The organism is Rhizorhabdus sp. P4_G5 (genome assembly GCF_056401065.1).
Map to the genome: position 1 here is coordinate 235399 of NZ_JBFUKB010000004.1, position 14893 is coordinate 250291.

Genomic DNA, 14893 nt, shown 5'->3' on the forward strand with positions numbered 1-14893 from the left:
TTCACTCCGGCAGCGCGGGGGTGACGCGCGCGCGATGCCAGGTGGCGGCCGCATAGATGACGAGGCCGGTCCAGATCAGCGCGAAGGAGAGGATGTGGATCGGCAGCAGCGGTTCGCCGAAGATGTGGACCGCGATCACCAGCTGGATGCTGGGCCCGATATATTGCAGCAGGCCGAGATCGGAATAACGGATGCGCTGGGCGGCGCCGTTGAACAGCAGCAGCGGCGCGGTCGTGACCAGGCCGCTGATCATCAGCAGCCACAGGGATGGCCCGGCGCCCGGCGCGGCGGACGGACCGCCCTGCAGCGCCAGCCAGCCGAGCGCGAAGGGGGCAAGGATGGCGGTCTCGATCAGCAGCCCCTCGACCGGGCCGATGCCGATCATCTTCCTGACCAGGCCGTAGGCGCCGAAGCTCAGCGCCAGCACGAGCGGGATGACCGGCAGTGCCTGCTGCCCGATCGCCAGCAGCGCGACGCCGGCCGCGGCAAGCGCGATCGCCACCAGCTCCGGGCGCCCCAGCCGCTCGCGCAGGAAGATGACGCCGAGCAGCACGTTGACCAGCGGATTGATGAAATAGCCGAGGCTCGCCTGGAGCGCGTGGCCGCTGTTGACCGCGTAGATATAGAGCAGCCAGTTGGTGCCGATCAGCATCGTCGAGGCCAGCAGCGCCAGCAGGATCCGCGGCCGGCGGATCGCGTCGTGCGCCGCCGCGCCGCGCCTGAACAGCAGCGCGATCACCGCCAGCAGCAGCAGCGACCAGAGCACCCGGTGCGCCAGGATGGAGAGCGGCGGCAGCGGCGCGAGCGCCCGCAGATAGAGCGGCAGCAGGCCCCAGAGCGCATAGGCGGCGGCGCCCATCAGCACGCCGAGCCGCGTATAGGAAAGACCTAGCATCCCCGCCGCCTATGGCCGCGGCGCGGCAAAAGCAATCAGCCGTGCACCACCGCAAGCGAAGGCTTGTCGTCGATCTCGTCGCGGACGAACTCCCGCACGAACTCGTTGGCCGGCGCGCGCTCGATCTCGGCGGGGGTCGCGAACTGCTCGATCTTGCCGAGATTGAGGATGGCGACCCTGTCGGCGAGCGCGAACGCCTCCTCGCGGTCATGGGTGACGAAGATCGAGGTGATGCCGAGCCGGTCATGAATCTGGCGGAGCGCCTTGCGCAATTCGCGGCGCACCTTGGCGTCGAGCGCGCCGAACGGCTCGTCGAGCAGCAGGATGCGGGGGTTGCGTGCCAGCGCCCGGGCGAGCGCGACTCGCTGGCGCTGGCCGCCCGACAGTTGCGACGGATAGCGGCCGCCGAGGCCGGGAAGCTGGACGAGCTCGAGCAGCTCGTCGATCCGGGCCGCGATCTCCGCCTTGGGCGGGCGCGCCCGGCGCGGCAGCACGTCGAGCCCGAAGGCGATGTTCTTGGCCACCGTCATGTGGCGGAACAGCGCATATTGCTGGAAGACAAAGCCGATGCCGCGATTCTGCACCGGCATGTCGGTGACATCCTCGCCGCCGAAGGAGATCGTGCCCTGCTCGGCATATTCCAGGCCGGCGATGATGCGCAGCAGCGTCGTCTTGCCCGAACCAGAGGGGCCGAGCAGCGCCACGAACTCGCCCTCGGGGAGGTCGAGCGAGACGCCGTCGAGCGCCGCATACTGGCCGAAACGGCGGGCGATATTGTCGATCGTGATCGTCATAGGATCAATGTCCCGAAGCAGCGAGGGCATCATGGTGACGCCATTCCAAGTAGGTCTTGAGCGTAAGCGTTACCAGTGCGAGCAGTGCAAGCAGCGCCGCGACGGCAAAGGCGGCCACGAAATTATACTCGTTATACAGCACTTCCACGTGAAGCGGCATAGTGTTGGTCTCGCCGCGAATATGCCCCGAGACGACCGATACCGCGCCGAACTCGCCCATCGCGCGCGCGTTGGTGAGCAGCACGCCGTAGAGCAGGCCCCAGCGGATATTCGGCAGGGTGACGCGGGTGAAGGTCTGCCAGCCGTTGGCGCCGAGCGACAGCGCCGCCTCCTCCTCCGCACGCCCCTGCGCGATCATCAGCGGCACCAGTTCGCGCGTGACGAAGGGGAAGGTGACGAAGATCGTCGCCATGATGATGCCCGGCGTCGCGAAGATGATGTGGATGTCGTACCTGTCGAGCAGCGGGCCGAGCCAGCCATGCGCGCCGTAGAGCAGCACATAGATGAGCCCCGCCACCACCGGTGATACCGAGAAGGGCAGGTCGATCAGCGTCAGCAGGAACTCCTTGCCGCGGAAATCATGCTTGGCGATCAGCCAGGCCGAGGAGATGCCGAAGATCAGGTTGCACGGCACCGAGATCGCCGCGACCAGCAGGGTCAGCCGTATCGCAGCCAGCGCGTCGGGCTCGACGATGGCAGCCTCGGCGGCTTCCCAGCCATTGGCCAGCGCCTCGACGAACACCGCGGCAAGCGGCAGCAGCAGCATGATGCCCACATAGGCGACCGCGATGCCGAGCAGCGCGAGCATGACCGGGCGCGGCGCCTGGAGGGGATCGCGGCGCTTCATAGTCCAGCCTTCCGGCGGTTATATTCCTGGATGCGGTTGATGACCAGCAGCATCGAGAAGGAGATGAGCAGCATCACCACGGCGATCGCGGCGGCGCCCTCATAATCATATTGCTCGAGCTGGGTGATGATCAGCAGCGGCGAGATCTCCGAGATCATAGGCATGTTGCCGGCGATGAAGATGACCGAGCCATATTCGCCGACCCCGCGGGCGAAGGCGAGGGCGGTGCCGGTGACCAGCGCCGGCATGATCTCGGGCAGGACCACGCGGGCGAAGATCTGGGTGCCGTGCGCGCCGAGCGTCAGCGCGGCCTCCTCGATGTCGCGACCCAGATCGGCCAGTACCGGCTCGACCGTGCGCACCACGAAAGGCAGGCCGATGAAGGTCATCGCGACGACGATGCCCTGCGGCTGATAGGCGACGGCAATGCCGAGCTTCGCGAGCGGCTCGCCCAGCCAGCCGGTATCGGCATAGATGGCGGTCAGGGCGATGCCGGCGACGGCGGTCGGCAGCGCGAAGGGCAGGTCGATCACCGCGCTGAGCAGCTGCCGGCCGGGGAATTTGTAGCGGACCAGCACCCAGGCGATCAGCAGCCCGAAGATCGCGTTGACCAGCGCGGCGATCGCCGCCGCGCCGAAGGTGACGCGGTAGCTCGCGAGCGCCCGTTCGGAAAAGGCGACCGCGATGAAATGACCGAATCCCTGTCCCATCGACCTGATGAAAACGGCGCTCAGCGGAATAAGCACAATGAGGCTGAGCCAGGTGATGGTCAGCCCCATGGTGAGGGAAAATCCCGGTAATATCCGCATCGCCGGGCGTCCCGTCGCCCTGCTCGTCATACCTTGCCCGCCTTTACCATGGATATACGACACAGGGGCCGGACGTGGCCCGGCCCCTGACATCGTGGCAGATCGATCAGAAATCAACCTGCAGCCTCGTTCCGATTACATCACCCTTGGCGGTGGTGTTCGGACCATTGAGGCTGTTAGCCGGAATGGTCGGGAAAACCAGTGGTGAATTCTCACCCTTGAAGCGGATATAGTTGGCGACGAACTTCACGTTGGGATTCAGATACCAGTTGAGGCCCAGCGTCCAGGTCTCGCCCTTCCGCTTCACCGCGCGGCCGGCGATGCTCTGGAAGCCCGCGTCGGTCAGGTCGAGCGTGTCGTAGCGGGCGAGAAGCTCGATCGCGCCCCAGCCGCCGCCGGGTGCGAAGTCGCTGAACGGCTTCACCCGATCGACCACGCCATTTTTGAAGCTACGCGACTCGCCGGTGAGGAACCAGCTACCGAATACATAGAAACCGTCGACATTTACGGTGGGGGCTGCCCCGAAGCGATCGACGCTCAGATGGTTATATTCGCCCTGGACCGAGAAGGGACCGAACACGGCGGCGCTTTCCAGGCCCCAGTAGGTGGCGTTGCGTGCGCCGGTGGGAATGCCGCCCGACGGGGCGGTGCCGTTGATGTTGATCGAGACGAGACGGCCACCGTCGACGCGGCTGCCCGGACGATCACCGAGGCCCGAGATGGTGTGCGCGGCGATGCTCGCAACCTTGAAGCCGGAGGCGCCGACGTGGAGGAGCCGGCCGGTGTCGAGGATCGGATCCCAGGTGACGCGGGCGTTGACGCCGTAAGTCTCGTCGGGGGTCGATTCGTTACGTTGCACCGCTTCGCCGCTGCCGAACAGGCCGATCGTCGCGTTGAGCTTGTCGGTCTGGTAGGCGGCCGTCACGCCGACCCGCCGCTCGGCGCCCACCGCGCCGAACGCCGCGTTGGCCATGCCGCGCTCGAGGAAGCTGTTCAGCGCGTCGGTGGTGTTGGCTTCGAGGCCGAACGGCGCCTTCTGCTGGCCGACGGTGAACACCCAGTTCTTGATGCCGCCATAGCTGACATAGGCGTCGAGCAGGTTGACGCTGTTCTTCACGAACTCGGCTTCGATGCGGTATTTGAAATTCTTGTAGAAGGTGCCGTCGAAGCCGAAGCGGCCGCGGCGGATATCGGTGCCGCTGTTGTAATCATAGCGGCCCGCACCGCGGCGATTATAGGCGGCATAGTCGATCTGGAAGGTGCCGCGCGGCTTGAAGGTGAAATTGCCGCCGACATCGGCGAAGGTCGGGGCGGGGCCGGCCTGGACCGCGCGTGCGGCGCGAACCTCGACCTTCTCGACGCGGGTCTGGGTGGCGCTGGCTTCGTCCTCGAGCTGCTTGTTGCGTGCCTCGAGCTGCTGGACCTTGGCCTCGAGCGCGTTGAGGCGGTCGAGCACGGCATCGCCGGTCTTCGCCACCGGCGCGGCCGCTGGGGCATCTTCGGAAGGGATCACCGTGTCGATGGTGTTGGCATCGTCGGGGAAGGCGTCGACCTTGTCGGGGATCGGCGCGGCGTCCTGGGCGAGAAGCGGCGCAGGCAGGAGGGCCAGGCAGGCGACGCCTGCCAGCAATAGATGGCGCATGGGAAACTCCCTGAGTTCTGGTTTTAAGCATTTCCCGAAGCGGGGAGGGCGAGCTGGTCGCCCGCTCCCCCCGCGCGGGGGAAACAAAGCCTATTTCTTGGCGTCTTCGAGAATCTGGTCGAACAGGCCGCCATCATTGAAGTGGACCGCCTGCGCCTTCGCCCATCCCCCGAAATTCTTGATCGTGAACAGGGCGACGTTGGGGAACTGCCCCTTATACTGCGCCGCCACCTGCGGATTGCGCGGACGATAGTAATTTTTGGCGATGATCTGCTGCGCAGCCGGCGTGTAGAGGAAGCGCAGATAGGCCTCGGCCGCCTTGCGGGTGCCCTTCTTGTCGACATTGGCGTCGACGACGGCGACCGGCGGCTCGGCGAGGATCGAGACCGAAGGCACGACGATGTCGAACTTGCCCTTGCCCAGCTGGTTGACCGCGAGGAACGCCTCATTCTCCCAGGCGAGCAGGACGTCGCCCTGGCCGCGCTGGACGAAGGTGGTGGTCGAACCGCGGGCGCCGCTGTCGAGCACCGGCACGTTGCGGAACAGCTTGACCAGATAGTCGCGCGCGCCGGCGACACTGCCGGTCTTGCGCTGGGCATAGCCCCAGGCCGCCAGATAGTTCCAGCGGGCGCCCCCGCTGGTCTTCGGATTAGGGGTGATGACCTTGACGCCCGGCTTCACCAGATCGTCCCAGTCGCGAATGTTCTTCGGATTGCCCTTGCGGACGAGGAAGACGATCGTCGAATAATAAGGCGTGCTGGCGTTGGGCAGGCGCGACTGCCAGTTGGCCGGCAGCAGCTTGCCGCGCGACGAGATCTCGTCGATGTCATAGGCGAGCGCGAGCGTCACGACGTCCGCGGGCAGCCCGTCGATCACCGAGCGCGCCTGCTTGCCGGAGCCGCCATGGCTCTGTCGGATCGTGACGTCCTGGCCGGTCTGGGCTTTCCAGCTCCTGGCGAAGGCCGCATTGATCGCGACATACAGCTCGCGGGTCGGGTCGTATGACACGTTGAGCAACTGTACCGGTGCCGCCTGGACGACAGTAGCCGGAACCGCTGCGAGCGCCGCCGCGAGAGCCGTGAAGATGGTGAGACGTTTCTTCATTATCTTCCCCTGTTTGTCTGCGACGATAGTTATCTCTACCTATGCGAAAGAGAAGAAAGAAAATCTATCGTTTCGGTAGATAAGGCTATGCGCAGGGTGCCAACCTACGCCAACGCGGGCTTTCGTGCCGCGTTCCATGAGCCGTACTGCTCATTTGCCGATGATCTCTCAACCGTCTTCAGGCAGGCTGGACGCCGTCTGCGGCGACATGATCGCGGCCGATCATCACGCCGATCAGGCGCACGCGTTTCTCGACCAGGTCGACCGGGGTCCTGTGCAGCTCGAGTCTATAATAGCCGCCCTGGTCGCGCTTGAGGACGAAGCCGCCGCCTTCACGCTGCAGCAGCCCCGTCTCATCGACCTCGCCGCCGGTCAGAGCGTCGCCTCGATCGAGCGGGCGGCGTGATCGGGATCGGCCGCATTGGTGATCGGCCGGCCGATCACGAGGATAGAGGCACCCTGATCGAGCGCCTGGCGCGGTGTCATCACCCGCTTCTGGTCGGCCAGGCCGTTGCCATCGGCAGGGCGGATGCCGGGCACGACGAAGAAGCCTTGCGGCCACAATTTCTTGGCGGCCCTGACCTCGTTGCCCGAGCAGACGACGCCGTCGAGCCCCGCCTCCCGGGCCAGCATCGTCAGGCGCTGGACCTGGACGTGGCTGTCGTCGGGGACGCCGATCGAATCCAGATCGCCATCGTCCAGGCTGGTCAGCACCGTGACGGCGACGACCTTCGTGCCCACCGGCGCCGCCGCCTTGGCATCCTCCATCATCGCCAGCCCGCCGGCCGCGTGGACGGTGAGGATGGCGGGCTGGAGGCCGCCTAACGCCTGTACCGCTTTGGCGACGGTGTTCGGGATGTCGTGGAGCTTGAGATCGAGGAAGATCGGCAGATCGAGCGCAGCCATCTCACGGACGCCCGCCTGGCCGTGCGCCGAAAAGAACTCGAGCCCCAGCTTGATGCCGCCGACATGGTGATGGACGCGCGCGGCGATCTCCTTCGCGCGGACGATATCGGGCGTGTCGATCGCCACATAGATCGGGCTACGCTTCAAAGGTGGATCCCATCGGTTGCGCAGTGGGCTCCGGGGCCGGCGCGCTGGCCAGCAATGCGTTACGCTCCAGATTGTCGATCCTGCGCTTGAGGCGCCACAGCTTGGTGCGATGGACCGCATAGGTCGGAAGGAAGCCGACCGCCATGCCGATCACCATCAGCATCGGCAGCTTGACGTCGGCGGTCAGCCCGGCCCACAGGTTGACGGGGACCGGTGTCCAGTTTCGCAGCGAGAATATCACCGCGACCACGGCCAGGATCACCCAAAACAAGGTCTTCAGAAAATGCATGGCGCCGCTTGTCCTCCAGCGACGAAGCGTGGTCAAGACGGGTAACACGGGTCTGCGTTTTCCGCTGTTCCGGGCTACGGCCTTCACAGATTTTCCTTCTGTTCGTCATCCCAGCGAAAGCCGGGATCTCTCTTGGTACCTTCTCAAGAGCTTAGCGCAGAGAGATTCCAGCTTTCGCTGTAATGACGGGTGGAGAAAGTTCCTGTATTCGAACGATCTCTTCGTGCGATGGGCAAAGTTCCGGGAGGGGCGCTAAACTCCGATTTCTTCGTCGATCGCCGCGACCAGTTCGGGTATCGCTGCCAGCCGTCCGCGCTCTTCGTCGAGAATGGCGCGAAACAGCGTCTGCTTGAGGGCGGCGATATCTTCGCCGGGGATCGTCTCGCCCGGGGGGATCGCCGATATGACCAGGTCGATCATCCGTTCGGCGCCATGCAGGCGGCCCCACAGATAATCATTTTCGCGATAGGCTCGGCTGAAAAAGGCGCCGAACAGGTTGAACTCTATCCCCTTGAGGGTGGCGGCGGCACCGCCCTTGCGGATCGAGCCGGCGTCATCGGGGGAAATCCGATCGACCTGGATCGCATGGAATTCCTGCGTGCCCTGCACGCGGATCAGGGACAGCGTCGCCAGATCATAGAAGCTGAAGCCAAGATAGCCGAGCAGCAGCGCCCGCCGATCGGCCCTGGCGAGGCGGGGCAGGACGGCGGCGATCGCCCGATCGGTATCCACGTCCAGCGCTTCGAGATTGCGCGCCGCGGCGATGCTGGCGAGGGCAGTGGCAGGATCTTCCGCGAAATGCTGCGCGGCGGCCACCACCGGCCGGGCATAATGATCGCGCATCTGCAGATCGAGAAACGGCGCCAGCGAGGTGTAGATCGCATTGCGCGCCGCCTGCAGGGCGAGCTCGCTGCTGCCGCCCTTGCCGGCTTCGATCTCGGTCAGCCGGTCGGCGAGGAAGCGGAGGCGACGGATGCGGAAATCGAGATCGTGCCGGCGCAGGAAGGCAAGCAGCGTGTCGCTGGTGCCGCCGCTTCCCAGCGCCTCCGGCCCCTCGAAGCCCTGCGCGCGCATCAGCGCGGCGATGCTGCTGCGGATCGCGTGGCGTGCGGCGGCATCCTCGGCGGCGCCAAGCAGCGCGATCGTCGAACTCAGCTCGTCGGCGATGATCGTCAGCTTGAGTTGGCCATAACCGGCATAGGTGAAGCCGGCGCGGCGGGCGGCTTGCTCATGGGCGCGGGCGCGCCAGCCGCCGATGCGTTCGGGGCTCGGACGGTAGAGCAGGATCTGGCGCTCCATGGCGCCTTCGACCGCGGCATCGACCTCGGGCCGGATCGCCTCGATGATCTGCCGCGTCTGCGCGATACTGATCGAGCGTTGCTCGATCAGCTCGAGATTGTCCCGGATCGGCTGCGCGCGCGGGATGGTCGACATCGCTCCGAAGATGGTGGCGAAAAAGCCCGGCAGGCGGACCTTGCCGTCGCGATGACGCTCGGGAGGCCCTTGTATGTTGGCGGTCGGATCGAGATACACGAAGCGTCGGTCGACCTCGCGCCGGGCCGGGCGATTGCGGAGCGCTTCGATCGCCGGGCGGAAGGGCGCGTTGGCGAGCACCGAGCCATCGATCAGCACCAAATCCTCCGGACTCCCGCTGGCCGCAGCCCTGGGGAATATCCGGTCGAGGAAGGTTTCGCGCCCCGGCCAGTCACGCTCGCGGCTCTTCAGCACGCCGTCGAGTTCGGCGACGTTGAACGGCGGGAAGGCGCCGGGGAAGCTCGCGGTGGCGCGCGCGGCGAAGGCCAGCTCGGTCGGCTCCGCCAGGTGGCGCGGCCCGACGCCGCGATCGACAAAGCCGATCGTCAGCCGGTGCTCGCGCTCCTCGGCCAGCGCCGGGCTGTGCAGCCGCAGCCGCTGATTATAGCCGTGGAAATCGGTGACGGTGACCGACACGTCGAGCGGCTGGCGCTCGGGCAGCAGCGGCGGACCGGCGGGTTCGGCCGCCATCGCGTCGAAGGCGTCGAGGATGAGATTGGTGAAGGTGACGCCGCCGAACGGCGGATGGAACCAGCGCGCGCGCACGAAGCCCGACAGCTTGCGGCGCACCTCGGCGCGGGTGCCGGGGGCGACCGTCCGCTCGACGGTTCCGCCGCGCCGGCGCGACAGCATCCAGGCGAAGGGCAGCGCCCATAATTTCGTGAAGCGCGACAGCGGGCGGGCATCGGGATCGAGCAGCACCTCGACATCGGCGCGATCCAGCCACAGCGTCGTCAGCGGTTCGAGCGACTGGCCGGTCGAGATCGCATGGCCGAGGAACAGGCCGTTCATGCCGCCCGCACTGGCACCCGCGATGATGTCGATCAGCACGCGCAGCTTGACGCTCTTGTCGGCCTCGATCCGTTCGAGCAGCTGCCGATAGATCGCTTCGCTGCCCTCGCTTCCGGTGGCGCCGTCATGGAAGGCGCGGCTGGCACGAGCGAGCCGCCACAGTTCCTTGGTGATCCCATGCATGTAGACGGCCAGGCTGACTCCGCCGTAGCAGACCAGCGCGAGCCGCAGTTCCTTCTCCCGCATCGTCGTGGCTTAGCGCCTGTTCGGGATCACAGCCAGCCGCAATCCTTGAGCATGCGCCGCCTTTGCTGCTCGCTGGCGCGGGACCAGATCCGTCGATTCTCGATCGTCTGTTCGCTATCGACAGGGGGCGGGGGTGTCTTCAACAGCAGCGCGAGCCTTGCGCGGCTAAGGTCGATACGGCTTTCGTCGTCCCGGTTGCGGGCGTCATCGCGGTTGCTTGTCATGGCGCTATCGATAATGTACCCCTTTTGTTCGGAACGCAAGCACAGGACTCCCCATGGCCAAACCGCAGAAACGCTACGTCTGTCAGGCATGCGGCAGTGTCGCGACGCGCTGGCAGGGGCAGTGTGTCGATTGCGGCGAATGGAACGCCATGGTCGAGGAGGCGTCGAACGTCACCGTGTTTTCGGCCAAGCATGACCTGCGCTCGGGCGGCCGGGCGATCGCGCTGGTCGGGCTGGATGCCGATATCCCGCTGCCGAAGCGCTGGTCGACCGGCATCGCCGAGTTCGACCGCGCGATGGGCGGCGGGCTGGTGCCGGGTTCGGCGACGCTGATCGGCGGCGATCCGGGCATAGGCAAGTCGACCCTGCTGCTCCAGGCGGCGGCGCGGATGGCCCTCGCAGGGCAGAGCGTCGCCTATATTTCCGGGGAGGAGGCCGCCGACCAGGTGCGCCTGCGGGCGCGGCGGCTGGGGCTGGGGATGGCACCGGTGCAACTGGCCTCGGCGACGTCGGTGCGCGATATCCTCACGACGCTCGGGAAAGCCGCGCCGGCGCTGCTGGTGATCGATTCGATCCAGACGATGCACAGCGACCTGATCGAGGGCGCGCCGGGGACGGTGAGCCAGGTCCGCGCCTCCGCGCAGGAACTGATCCGTTTCGCCAAGGATCGCGGCACCGCGCTGGTGCTGGTCGGCCATGTCACCAAGGACGGCGCGATCGCCGGGCCGCGCGTGCTCGAGCATATGGTCGACACCGTGCTGAGCTTCGAGGGGGAGCGCAGCCATCAGTACCGCATCCTGCGCGCGGTCAAGAACCGCTTCGGCGGGACCGACGAGATCGGCGTGTTCGCGATGGCGGAAGAGGGATTGGACGAAGTCGCCAATCCGAGCGCGCTGTTCCTCACCGCCCGCGGCGAGGGGATGAGCGGGGCGACAGTCTTCCCGGCGATCGAGGGGACGCGGCCGGTGCTGGTCGAGATCCAGGCGCTGACGGTGCGGTTGCAGAGCGGGGCGACGCCGCGCCGCGCCGTGGTCGGCTGGGATTCGGGGCGGCTGGCGATGATCCTCGCGGTGCTGGAAGCGCGCTGCGGGCTGAGCTTCTCCACTGCCGAAGTCTATCTGAACGTCGCCGGCGGCTATCGCATCTCGGACCCGGCCGGTGATGTCGCGGTGGCGGCGGCGCTGGTCTCCGCGCTGGCCGAGCGTCCGGTGCCGACCGACTGCATCGCCTTCGGCGAGGTCGCGCTGTCGGGCGAGATCCGGCCCGTGGCGCATGCCGGGCTGCGGCTGAAGGAAGCGGCCAAGCTAGGCTTCGGTTCGGCCTGGGCGCCGGGTGGCAAGGATGAAAAGCAGGCCGGAATGCGGCTGGCGAGCTTCTCGACCCTGGGTGCGCTCGTTGACCATATCCTCGGGCGGCGGTAGTTAGGCCAGCCCATGATATCAAACACCTCCGCTCATCCTGAGGAGCCACCGAGCTTGTCGAAATGGCGTCTCGAAGGATTATTCGGGTCCTTCGATATGGGGCTTCGACAAGCTCAGCCCCTACTCAGGATGAGCGGTCGTTTTCGTAATGGTGTCAGGTTTGTTTCATGCATGGCTTGACCGGTCTCGATATCATCGTGCTGCTCGCGATCTTCGGGGGGGCCGTGTTCGGCCTGATCCGGGGGTTCATCACCGAGATCATCTCGCTGTTCGCCTGGGTCGCGGCGATCCTGGCGCTCAAGCTGTTCCATGGTCCGGCGACGTCTCTTCTGCTGCATGTCGTCGGCAATGCCAGCGGGGCGAGCGTGCTCGCCTTCGCGCTGGTCTTCCTGATCGTCTATGCCGGCGGCAAGCTGATCGCCGGTTCGCTCGGCCGGCGTACGCGGACCTCGGTGCTCGGGCCGCTTGACCGCGTGCTCGGCTTCGGCTTCGGCGCGCTGAAAGGGCTGATCATCGTCACGCTGGCCTATCTGCTGATCAACCTCGGCTATGACACGCTCTATGGCGCGACGTCGGATCGGCCGGGCTGGATGCGCAATTCGCGCACCCACCCGCTGCTGAACGCGACCGGCCGCGCGATCGTCGACTGGGTGGGTAATCGCCGCAAGGCGGGCGGGCTGATCGGCAGCGCGCCGGCCGAAAAGGCGCCAGCAGCGAAATAGACTGGCAGGAAGCAGCGGAAGAACTTCTACACGGCGCTTGCACGGCCATTTGTTCTCTATATGTTCTATCGGTGCCCGACTCGCCATCACCTCTGCCGCCCCCGATCAAGGGGCGCGGCGCCGCCAATGCCGGCTTGAGCGCGCGCTTCGACGACAAGGCGCGCGAGAGCGATGGCGACTGGCTCGACGGGCGCGACGCCATCGACGGCGAGGGACCGCCGCTGCGCACCGAGGTGACGATCGAGCATGCCAGGACGATCATCACCCGCAACCAGTCGCCCGATATCGCCTTCGACCGCTCGATCAACGCCTATCGCGGCTGCGAGCATGGCTGCATCTACTGCTTTGCGCGGCCGAGCCATGCCTATCACAACCTGTCGCCCGGCCTCGATTTCGAAACGAAGCTGTTCGCCAAGCCCGACGCCGCGGTGCTGCTGCGCAACGAGCTGGCGAAGCGCGGCTATCGCTGCACGCCGATGGCGATGGGCACCAACACCGATCCCTATCAGCCGATCGAGGCGCGCTTCGCGATCACCCGATCGGTGATCAAGGTGCTGGCCGAGCATGATCATCCGCTCATCATCACCACTAAATCGGCGCGGATCGTGCGCGACATCGACCTGCTCGGGCCGATGGCGGCCAAGGGCCTTGCCGCGGTGATGATATCGGTGACGACGCTCGATCCGGTCATCGCCCGGCGGATGGAACCGCGCGCGTCGGCGCCGCGCCAGCGGATCGCGGCGATTCGGGCGCTGGCGCAGGCGGGGATCCCCACCTCGATCAGCGTGTCACCGGTCGTGCCGGCGATCACCGATCATGAGATCGAAGCGATCGTCGCGGCCGGGGCGGAGGCCGGGGCACGCGGCGCCTTCTCGCTGGTGGTGCGGCTGCCGCACGAGGTGGCCCCGCTGTTCCGCGAATGGCTCGCGGTGCATTATCCCGATCGCGCCGCCAAGGTGATGGCGCTGATCAGCGAGATGCGCGGCGGGCGCGACAATGATCCCAACTTCTTCGACCGGTTCAAGCCCAGGGGCGCTTATGCCGCGGCGCTCAAGACGCGCTTCAGGATCGCCTGTGCGCGACATGGCCTGAATGCCGAGCGGCTGGTGTTGCGCACCGACCTGTTCCGCGTCCCTACCGACCAGCTCGACTTGTTCTAACCGGTTGTTTCACCTGCGTTTCCGCAACCCTGCGGGGTGTGCTTCGTTGTGACCGCCGATTCCATGAGATCAGGAGAGCAGCCATGTTGGAGGAAAAGACCACCCGCAGTTTCGCGATCGGAGCGGCCGCCGGCCTGACCGCCGGGCTTGCCGCCAATGCCGTCCGCAAGATCTTCATCCAGGCGCCGACGATGATGGCGGGGCAGTGGGACGATGCGCTCGCCGCCGAGCACAAGGCGGCGCTGGGGATCTTCGACATGCTCGAGAAGACCGAGGACAGCCATAAGGTCCGCCGCTCGCTTCTGCTCACCCAGCTCACCCATGCGCTGACCAAGCATGCGCTCGAGGAGGAGAATGCGGTCTATACGACGCTGCGCGCCCACGGCCAGGCCGAAGAGGCCGATCACCTCAACAGCGATCATGGCTATGTGAAGCAATATCTGTTCGAGCTGGGCAGCATGGCCGCGGACCACCCGCAATTCCTGCCCAAGCTGCGGGATTTCCGGACCATGATCCAGGAGCATATGCGCGAGGAGGAGGAGAAGATCTTCCCCAGGCTGCGCGGGCTGCTCAGCGAGGAGGAGAATGCGAAGCTCACCAAGGCGATGAACATCGAGGGGCTGAAAATCGCGTGAGGACGGGCGGCTGGATGATAGGGCGTCATCCTGAACTCCTTTCAGGATCCACTCTTCCGCCAGGGCCGCTCGCGTGTGACTGAGTGGATGCTGAAATAAATTCAGCATGACGGCACAGGGTATGGCGGCTCGCGGAGACAGCGGCGCTACCGCTCGGTCAGCCTCGGCATCAGTTCGACGAAGTTGCAGGGCATGTGGCGGCTGTCGAGCTGATGGACGAGGATGTCGTCCCAGCCGTCCTTAACCGCGCCGGTCGAGCCCGGCAGCGCGAAGATATAGGTGCCGCGGGCGACGCAGGCGGTGGCGCGCGACTGGATCGTCGAGGTGCCGATCTTGGCGTAGCTGAGCCAGCGGAAGAGTTCGCCGAAGCCGGGGATCTCCTTGTCCCACACGCGCTGCAGCGCCTCGGGGGTGACGTCCCGGCCGGTGACGCCGGTGCCGCCGGTGGTGATGACGCAGTCAACCTGGGGGTCGTCGATCCAGCCGTGCAGGCGGGCGACGATCAGCTCGACCTCGTCGCGGATGATGGCGCGGTCGGCGAGGGCATGGCCGGCAGCTTCGATCCGCGCGACAAGCGTGTCGCCCGAACGGTCCTGGGCGAGATCGCGGCTGTCGGACACGGTGAGCACCGCGATGCGCACGGGATGGAAGGGGAGGTCGTCCTTGATCGGCATGATCGTCCTTTTTCCGCTCATCCTGAGGAAAGGCTGAGCTTGGCGAAGCCTTG

16 protein-coding genes are annotated in these 14893 nt (G+C 66.2%); 4 read left to right on the forward strand and 12 right to left on the reverse strand.

The annotated features are described in order from the left end of the window. Nucleotide 1: 1 nt before the first annotated feature. The 11 genes from rarD to AC1DQK_RS09370 all read right to left on the reverse strand — a co-directional run bounded on the left by rarD (nucleotide 2) and on the right by AC1DQK_RS09370 (nucleotide 10228). A complete protein-coding gene (gene rarD / locus AC1DQK_RS09320) occupies nucleotides 2-895 on the reverse strand; it encodes an EamA family transporter RarD (protein ID WP_477869702.1) in 894 nt (297 codons plus the stop codon). 35 nt (nucleotides 896-930) lie between these two features. Beyond that, nucleotides 931-1689: a sulfate/molybdate ABC transporter ATP-binding protein gene (locus AC1DQK_RS09325; protein ID WP_477869704.1), complete on the reverse strand. Its 759-nt coding sequence runs from the start codon at nucleotides 1687-1689 to the stop codon at nucleotides 931-933. Nucleotides 1690-1693: 4 nt separating this feature from the next. Beyond that, the gene (gene cysW / locus AC1DQK_RS09330) at nucleotides 1694-2536 is read right to left on the reverse strand and encodes a sulfate ABC transporter permease subunit CysW (protein ID WP_477869706.1); all 843 of its coding nucleotides are present in this window, start codon (nucleotides 2534-2536) and stop codon (nucleotides 1694-1696) included. After that, nucleotides 2533-3375 carry a sulfate ABC transporter permease subunit CysT gene (cysT, locus tag AC1DQK_RS09335; protein ID WP_477869708.1) on the reverse strand — a complete coding sequence of 281 codons (843 nt, stop codon included), beginning with the start codon at nucleotides 3373-3375 and terminating at the stop codon, nucleotides 2533-2535. The genes cysW and cysT overlap by 4 nt, the downstream gene beginning before the upstream one ends. A 76-nt stretch (nucleotides 3376-3451) precedes the next feature. After that, nucleotides 3452-4987 carry an OprO/OprP family phosphate-selective porin gene (locus tag AC1DQK_RS09340; RefSeq protein ID WP_477869710.1) on the reverse strand — a complete coding sequence of 512 codons (1536 nt, stop codon included), beginning with the start codon at nucleotides 4985-4987 and terminating at the stop codon, nucleotides 3452-3454. A 90-nt stretch (nucleotides 4988-5077) separates the two neighbouring features. Beyond that, nucleotides 5078-6091, reverse strand: a complete 1014-nt coding sequence (locus AC1DQK_RS09345; RefSeq protein WP_477869712.1) for a sulfate ABC transporter substrate-binding protein — start codon at nucleotides 6089-6091, stop codon at nucleotides 5078-5080. Between the two features lie 178 nt (nucleotides 6092-6269). Next, a complete protein-coding gene (locus AC1DQK_RS09350) occupies nucleotides 6270-6467 on the reverse strand; it encodes a DUF5818 domain-containing protein (protein ID WP_477869897.1) in 198 nt (65 codons plus the stop codon). Further along, nucleotides 6464-7144, reverse strand: a complete 681-nt coding sequence (gene pyrF / locus AC1DQK_RS09355) for an orotidine-5'-phosphate decarboxylase (RefSeq protein ID WP_477869714.1) — start codon at nucleotides 7142-7144, stop codon at nucleotides 6464-6466. Before pyrF ends, AC1DQK_RS09350 begins: the two co-directional genes overlap by 4 nt. Then, on the reverse strand, nucleotides 7134-7433 hold the full coding sequence (locus AC1DQK_RS09360; protein ID WP_477869716.1) for a LapA family protein: 300 nt from the start codon (nucleotides 7431-7433) through the stop codon (nucleotides 7134-7136). The genes pyrF and AC1DQK_RS09360 overlap by 11 nt, the downstream gene beginning before the upstream one ends. A gap of 252 nt (nucleotides 7434-7685) precedes the next feature. Continuing rightward, nucleotides 7686-10004, reverse strand: coding sequence for a patatin-like protein (locus AC1DQK_RS09365; protein WP_477869718.1), 2319 nt, complete (start codon nucleotides 10002-10004; stop codon nucleotides 7686-7688). A 26-nt stretch (nucleotides 10005-10030) separates the two neighbouring features. After that, complete coding sequence (locus AC1DQK_RS09370; protein ID WP_477869720.1) at nucleotides 10031-10228, reverse strand: hypothetical protein; 198 nt, start codon at nucleotides 10226-10228, stop codon at nucleotides 10031-10033. Between the two features lie 53 nt (nucleotides 10229-10281). Here AC1DQK_RS09370 and radA point away from each other — a divergent pair, with 53 nt between their 5' ends. The 4 genes from radA (at nucleotide 10282) to AC1DQK_RS09390 (ending at nucleotide 14166) form a co-directional block, all read left to right on the forward strand. Continuing rightward, entirely contained in the window at nucleotides 10282-11649 is a 1368-nt protein-coding gene (gene radA, locus AC1DQK_RS09375) for a DNA repair protein RadA (RefSeq protein ID WP_477869722.1), read from the forward strand. 167 nt (nucleotides 11650-11816) lie between these two features. Continuing rightward, entirely contained in the window at nucleotides 11817-12371 is a 555-nt protein-coding gene (locus tag AC1DQK_RS09380) for a CvpA family protein (RefSeq protein ID WP_477869724.1), read from the forward strand. 71 nt (nucleotides 12372-12442) lie between these two features. After that, on the forward strand, nucleotides 12443-13531 hold the full coding sequence (locus AC1DQK_RS09385; RefSeq protein ID WP_477869726.1) for a PA0069 family radical SAM protein: 1089 nt from the start codon (nucleotides 12443-12445) through the stop codon (nucleotides 13529-13531). 83 nt (nucleotides 13532-13614) lie between these two features. Further along, nucleotides 13615-14166, forward strand: coding sequence for a hemerythrin domain-containing protein (locus AC1DQK_RS09390; RefSeq protein ID WP_477869728.1), 552 nt, complete (start codon nucleotides 13615-13617; stop codon nucleotides 14164-14166). Nucleotides 14167-14312: 146 nt separating this feature from the next. Here the strand turns inward: AC1DQK_RS09390 and moaB are convergent, their stop codons facing one another. Then, a complete protein-coding gene (moaB, locus tag AC1DQK_RS09395) occupies nucleotides 14313-14840 on the reverse strand; it encodes a molybdenum cofactor biosynthesis protein B (protein ID WP_477869730.1) in 528 nt (175 codons plus the stop codon). Nucleotides 14841-14893 lie beyond the last annotated feature (53 nt).

Bases quoted from the DNA above. Each gene is read 5' to 3' on its own strand.
- AC1DQK_RS09345 (WP_477869712.1), bottom strand. From the start codon at position 6,091: ATGAAGAAACGTCTCACCATCTTCACGGCTCTCGCGGCGGCGCTCGCA.
- cysW (WP_477869706.1), bottom strand. From the start codon at position 2,536: ATGAAGCGCCGCGATCCCCTCCAGGCGCCGCGCCCGGTCATGCTCGCG.
- radA (WP_477869722.1), top strand. From the start codon at position 10,282: ATGGCCAAACCGCAGAAACGCTACGTCTGTCAGGCATGCGGCAGTGTC.
- AC1DQK_RS09390 (WP_477869728.1), top strand. From the start codon at position 13,615: ATGTTGGAGGAAAAGACCACCCGCAGTTTCGCGATCGGAGCGGCCGCC.
- AC1DQK_RS09365 (WP_477869718.1), bottom strand. From the start codon at position 10,004: ATGCGGGAGAAGGAACTGCGGCTCGCGCTGGTCTGCTACGGCGGAGTC.
- cysT (WP_477869708.1), bottom strand. From the start codon at position 3,375: ATGACGAGCAGGGCGACGGGACGCCCGGCGATGCGGATATTACCGGGA.
- AC1DQK_RS09370 (WP_477869720.1), bottom strand. From the start codon at position 10,228: ATGACAAGCAACCGCGATGACGCCCGCAACCGGGACGACGAAAGCCGT.
- moaB (WP_477869730.1), bottom strand. From the start codon at position 14,840: ATGCCGATCAAGGACGACCTCCCCTTCCATCCCGTGCGCATCGCGGTG.
- AC1DQK_RS09360 (WP_477869716.1), bottom strand. From the start codon at position 7,433: ATGCATTTTCTGAAGACCTTGTTTTGGGTGATCCTGGCCGTGGTCGCG.
- rarD (WP_477869702.1), bottom strand. From the start codon at position 895: ATGCTAGGTCTTTCCTATACGCGGCTCGGCGTGCTGATGGGCGCCGCC.
- AC1DQK_RS09340 (WP_477869710.1), bottom strand. From the start codon at position 4,987: ATGCGCCATCTATTGCTGGCAGGCGTCGCCTGCCTGGCCCTCCTGCCT.
- AC1DQK_RS09380 (WP_477869724.1), top strand. From the start codon at position 11,817: ATGCATGGCTTGACCGGTCTCGATATCATCGTGCTGCTCGCGATCTTC.
- AC1DQK_RS09325 (WP_477869704.1), bottom strand. From the start codon at position 1,689: ATGACGATCACGATCGACAATATCGCCCGCCGTTTCGGCCAGTATGCG.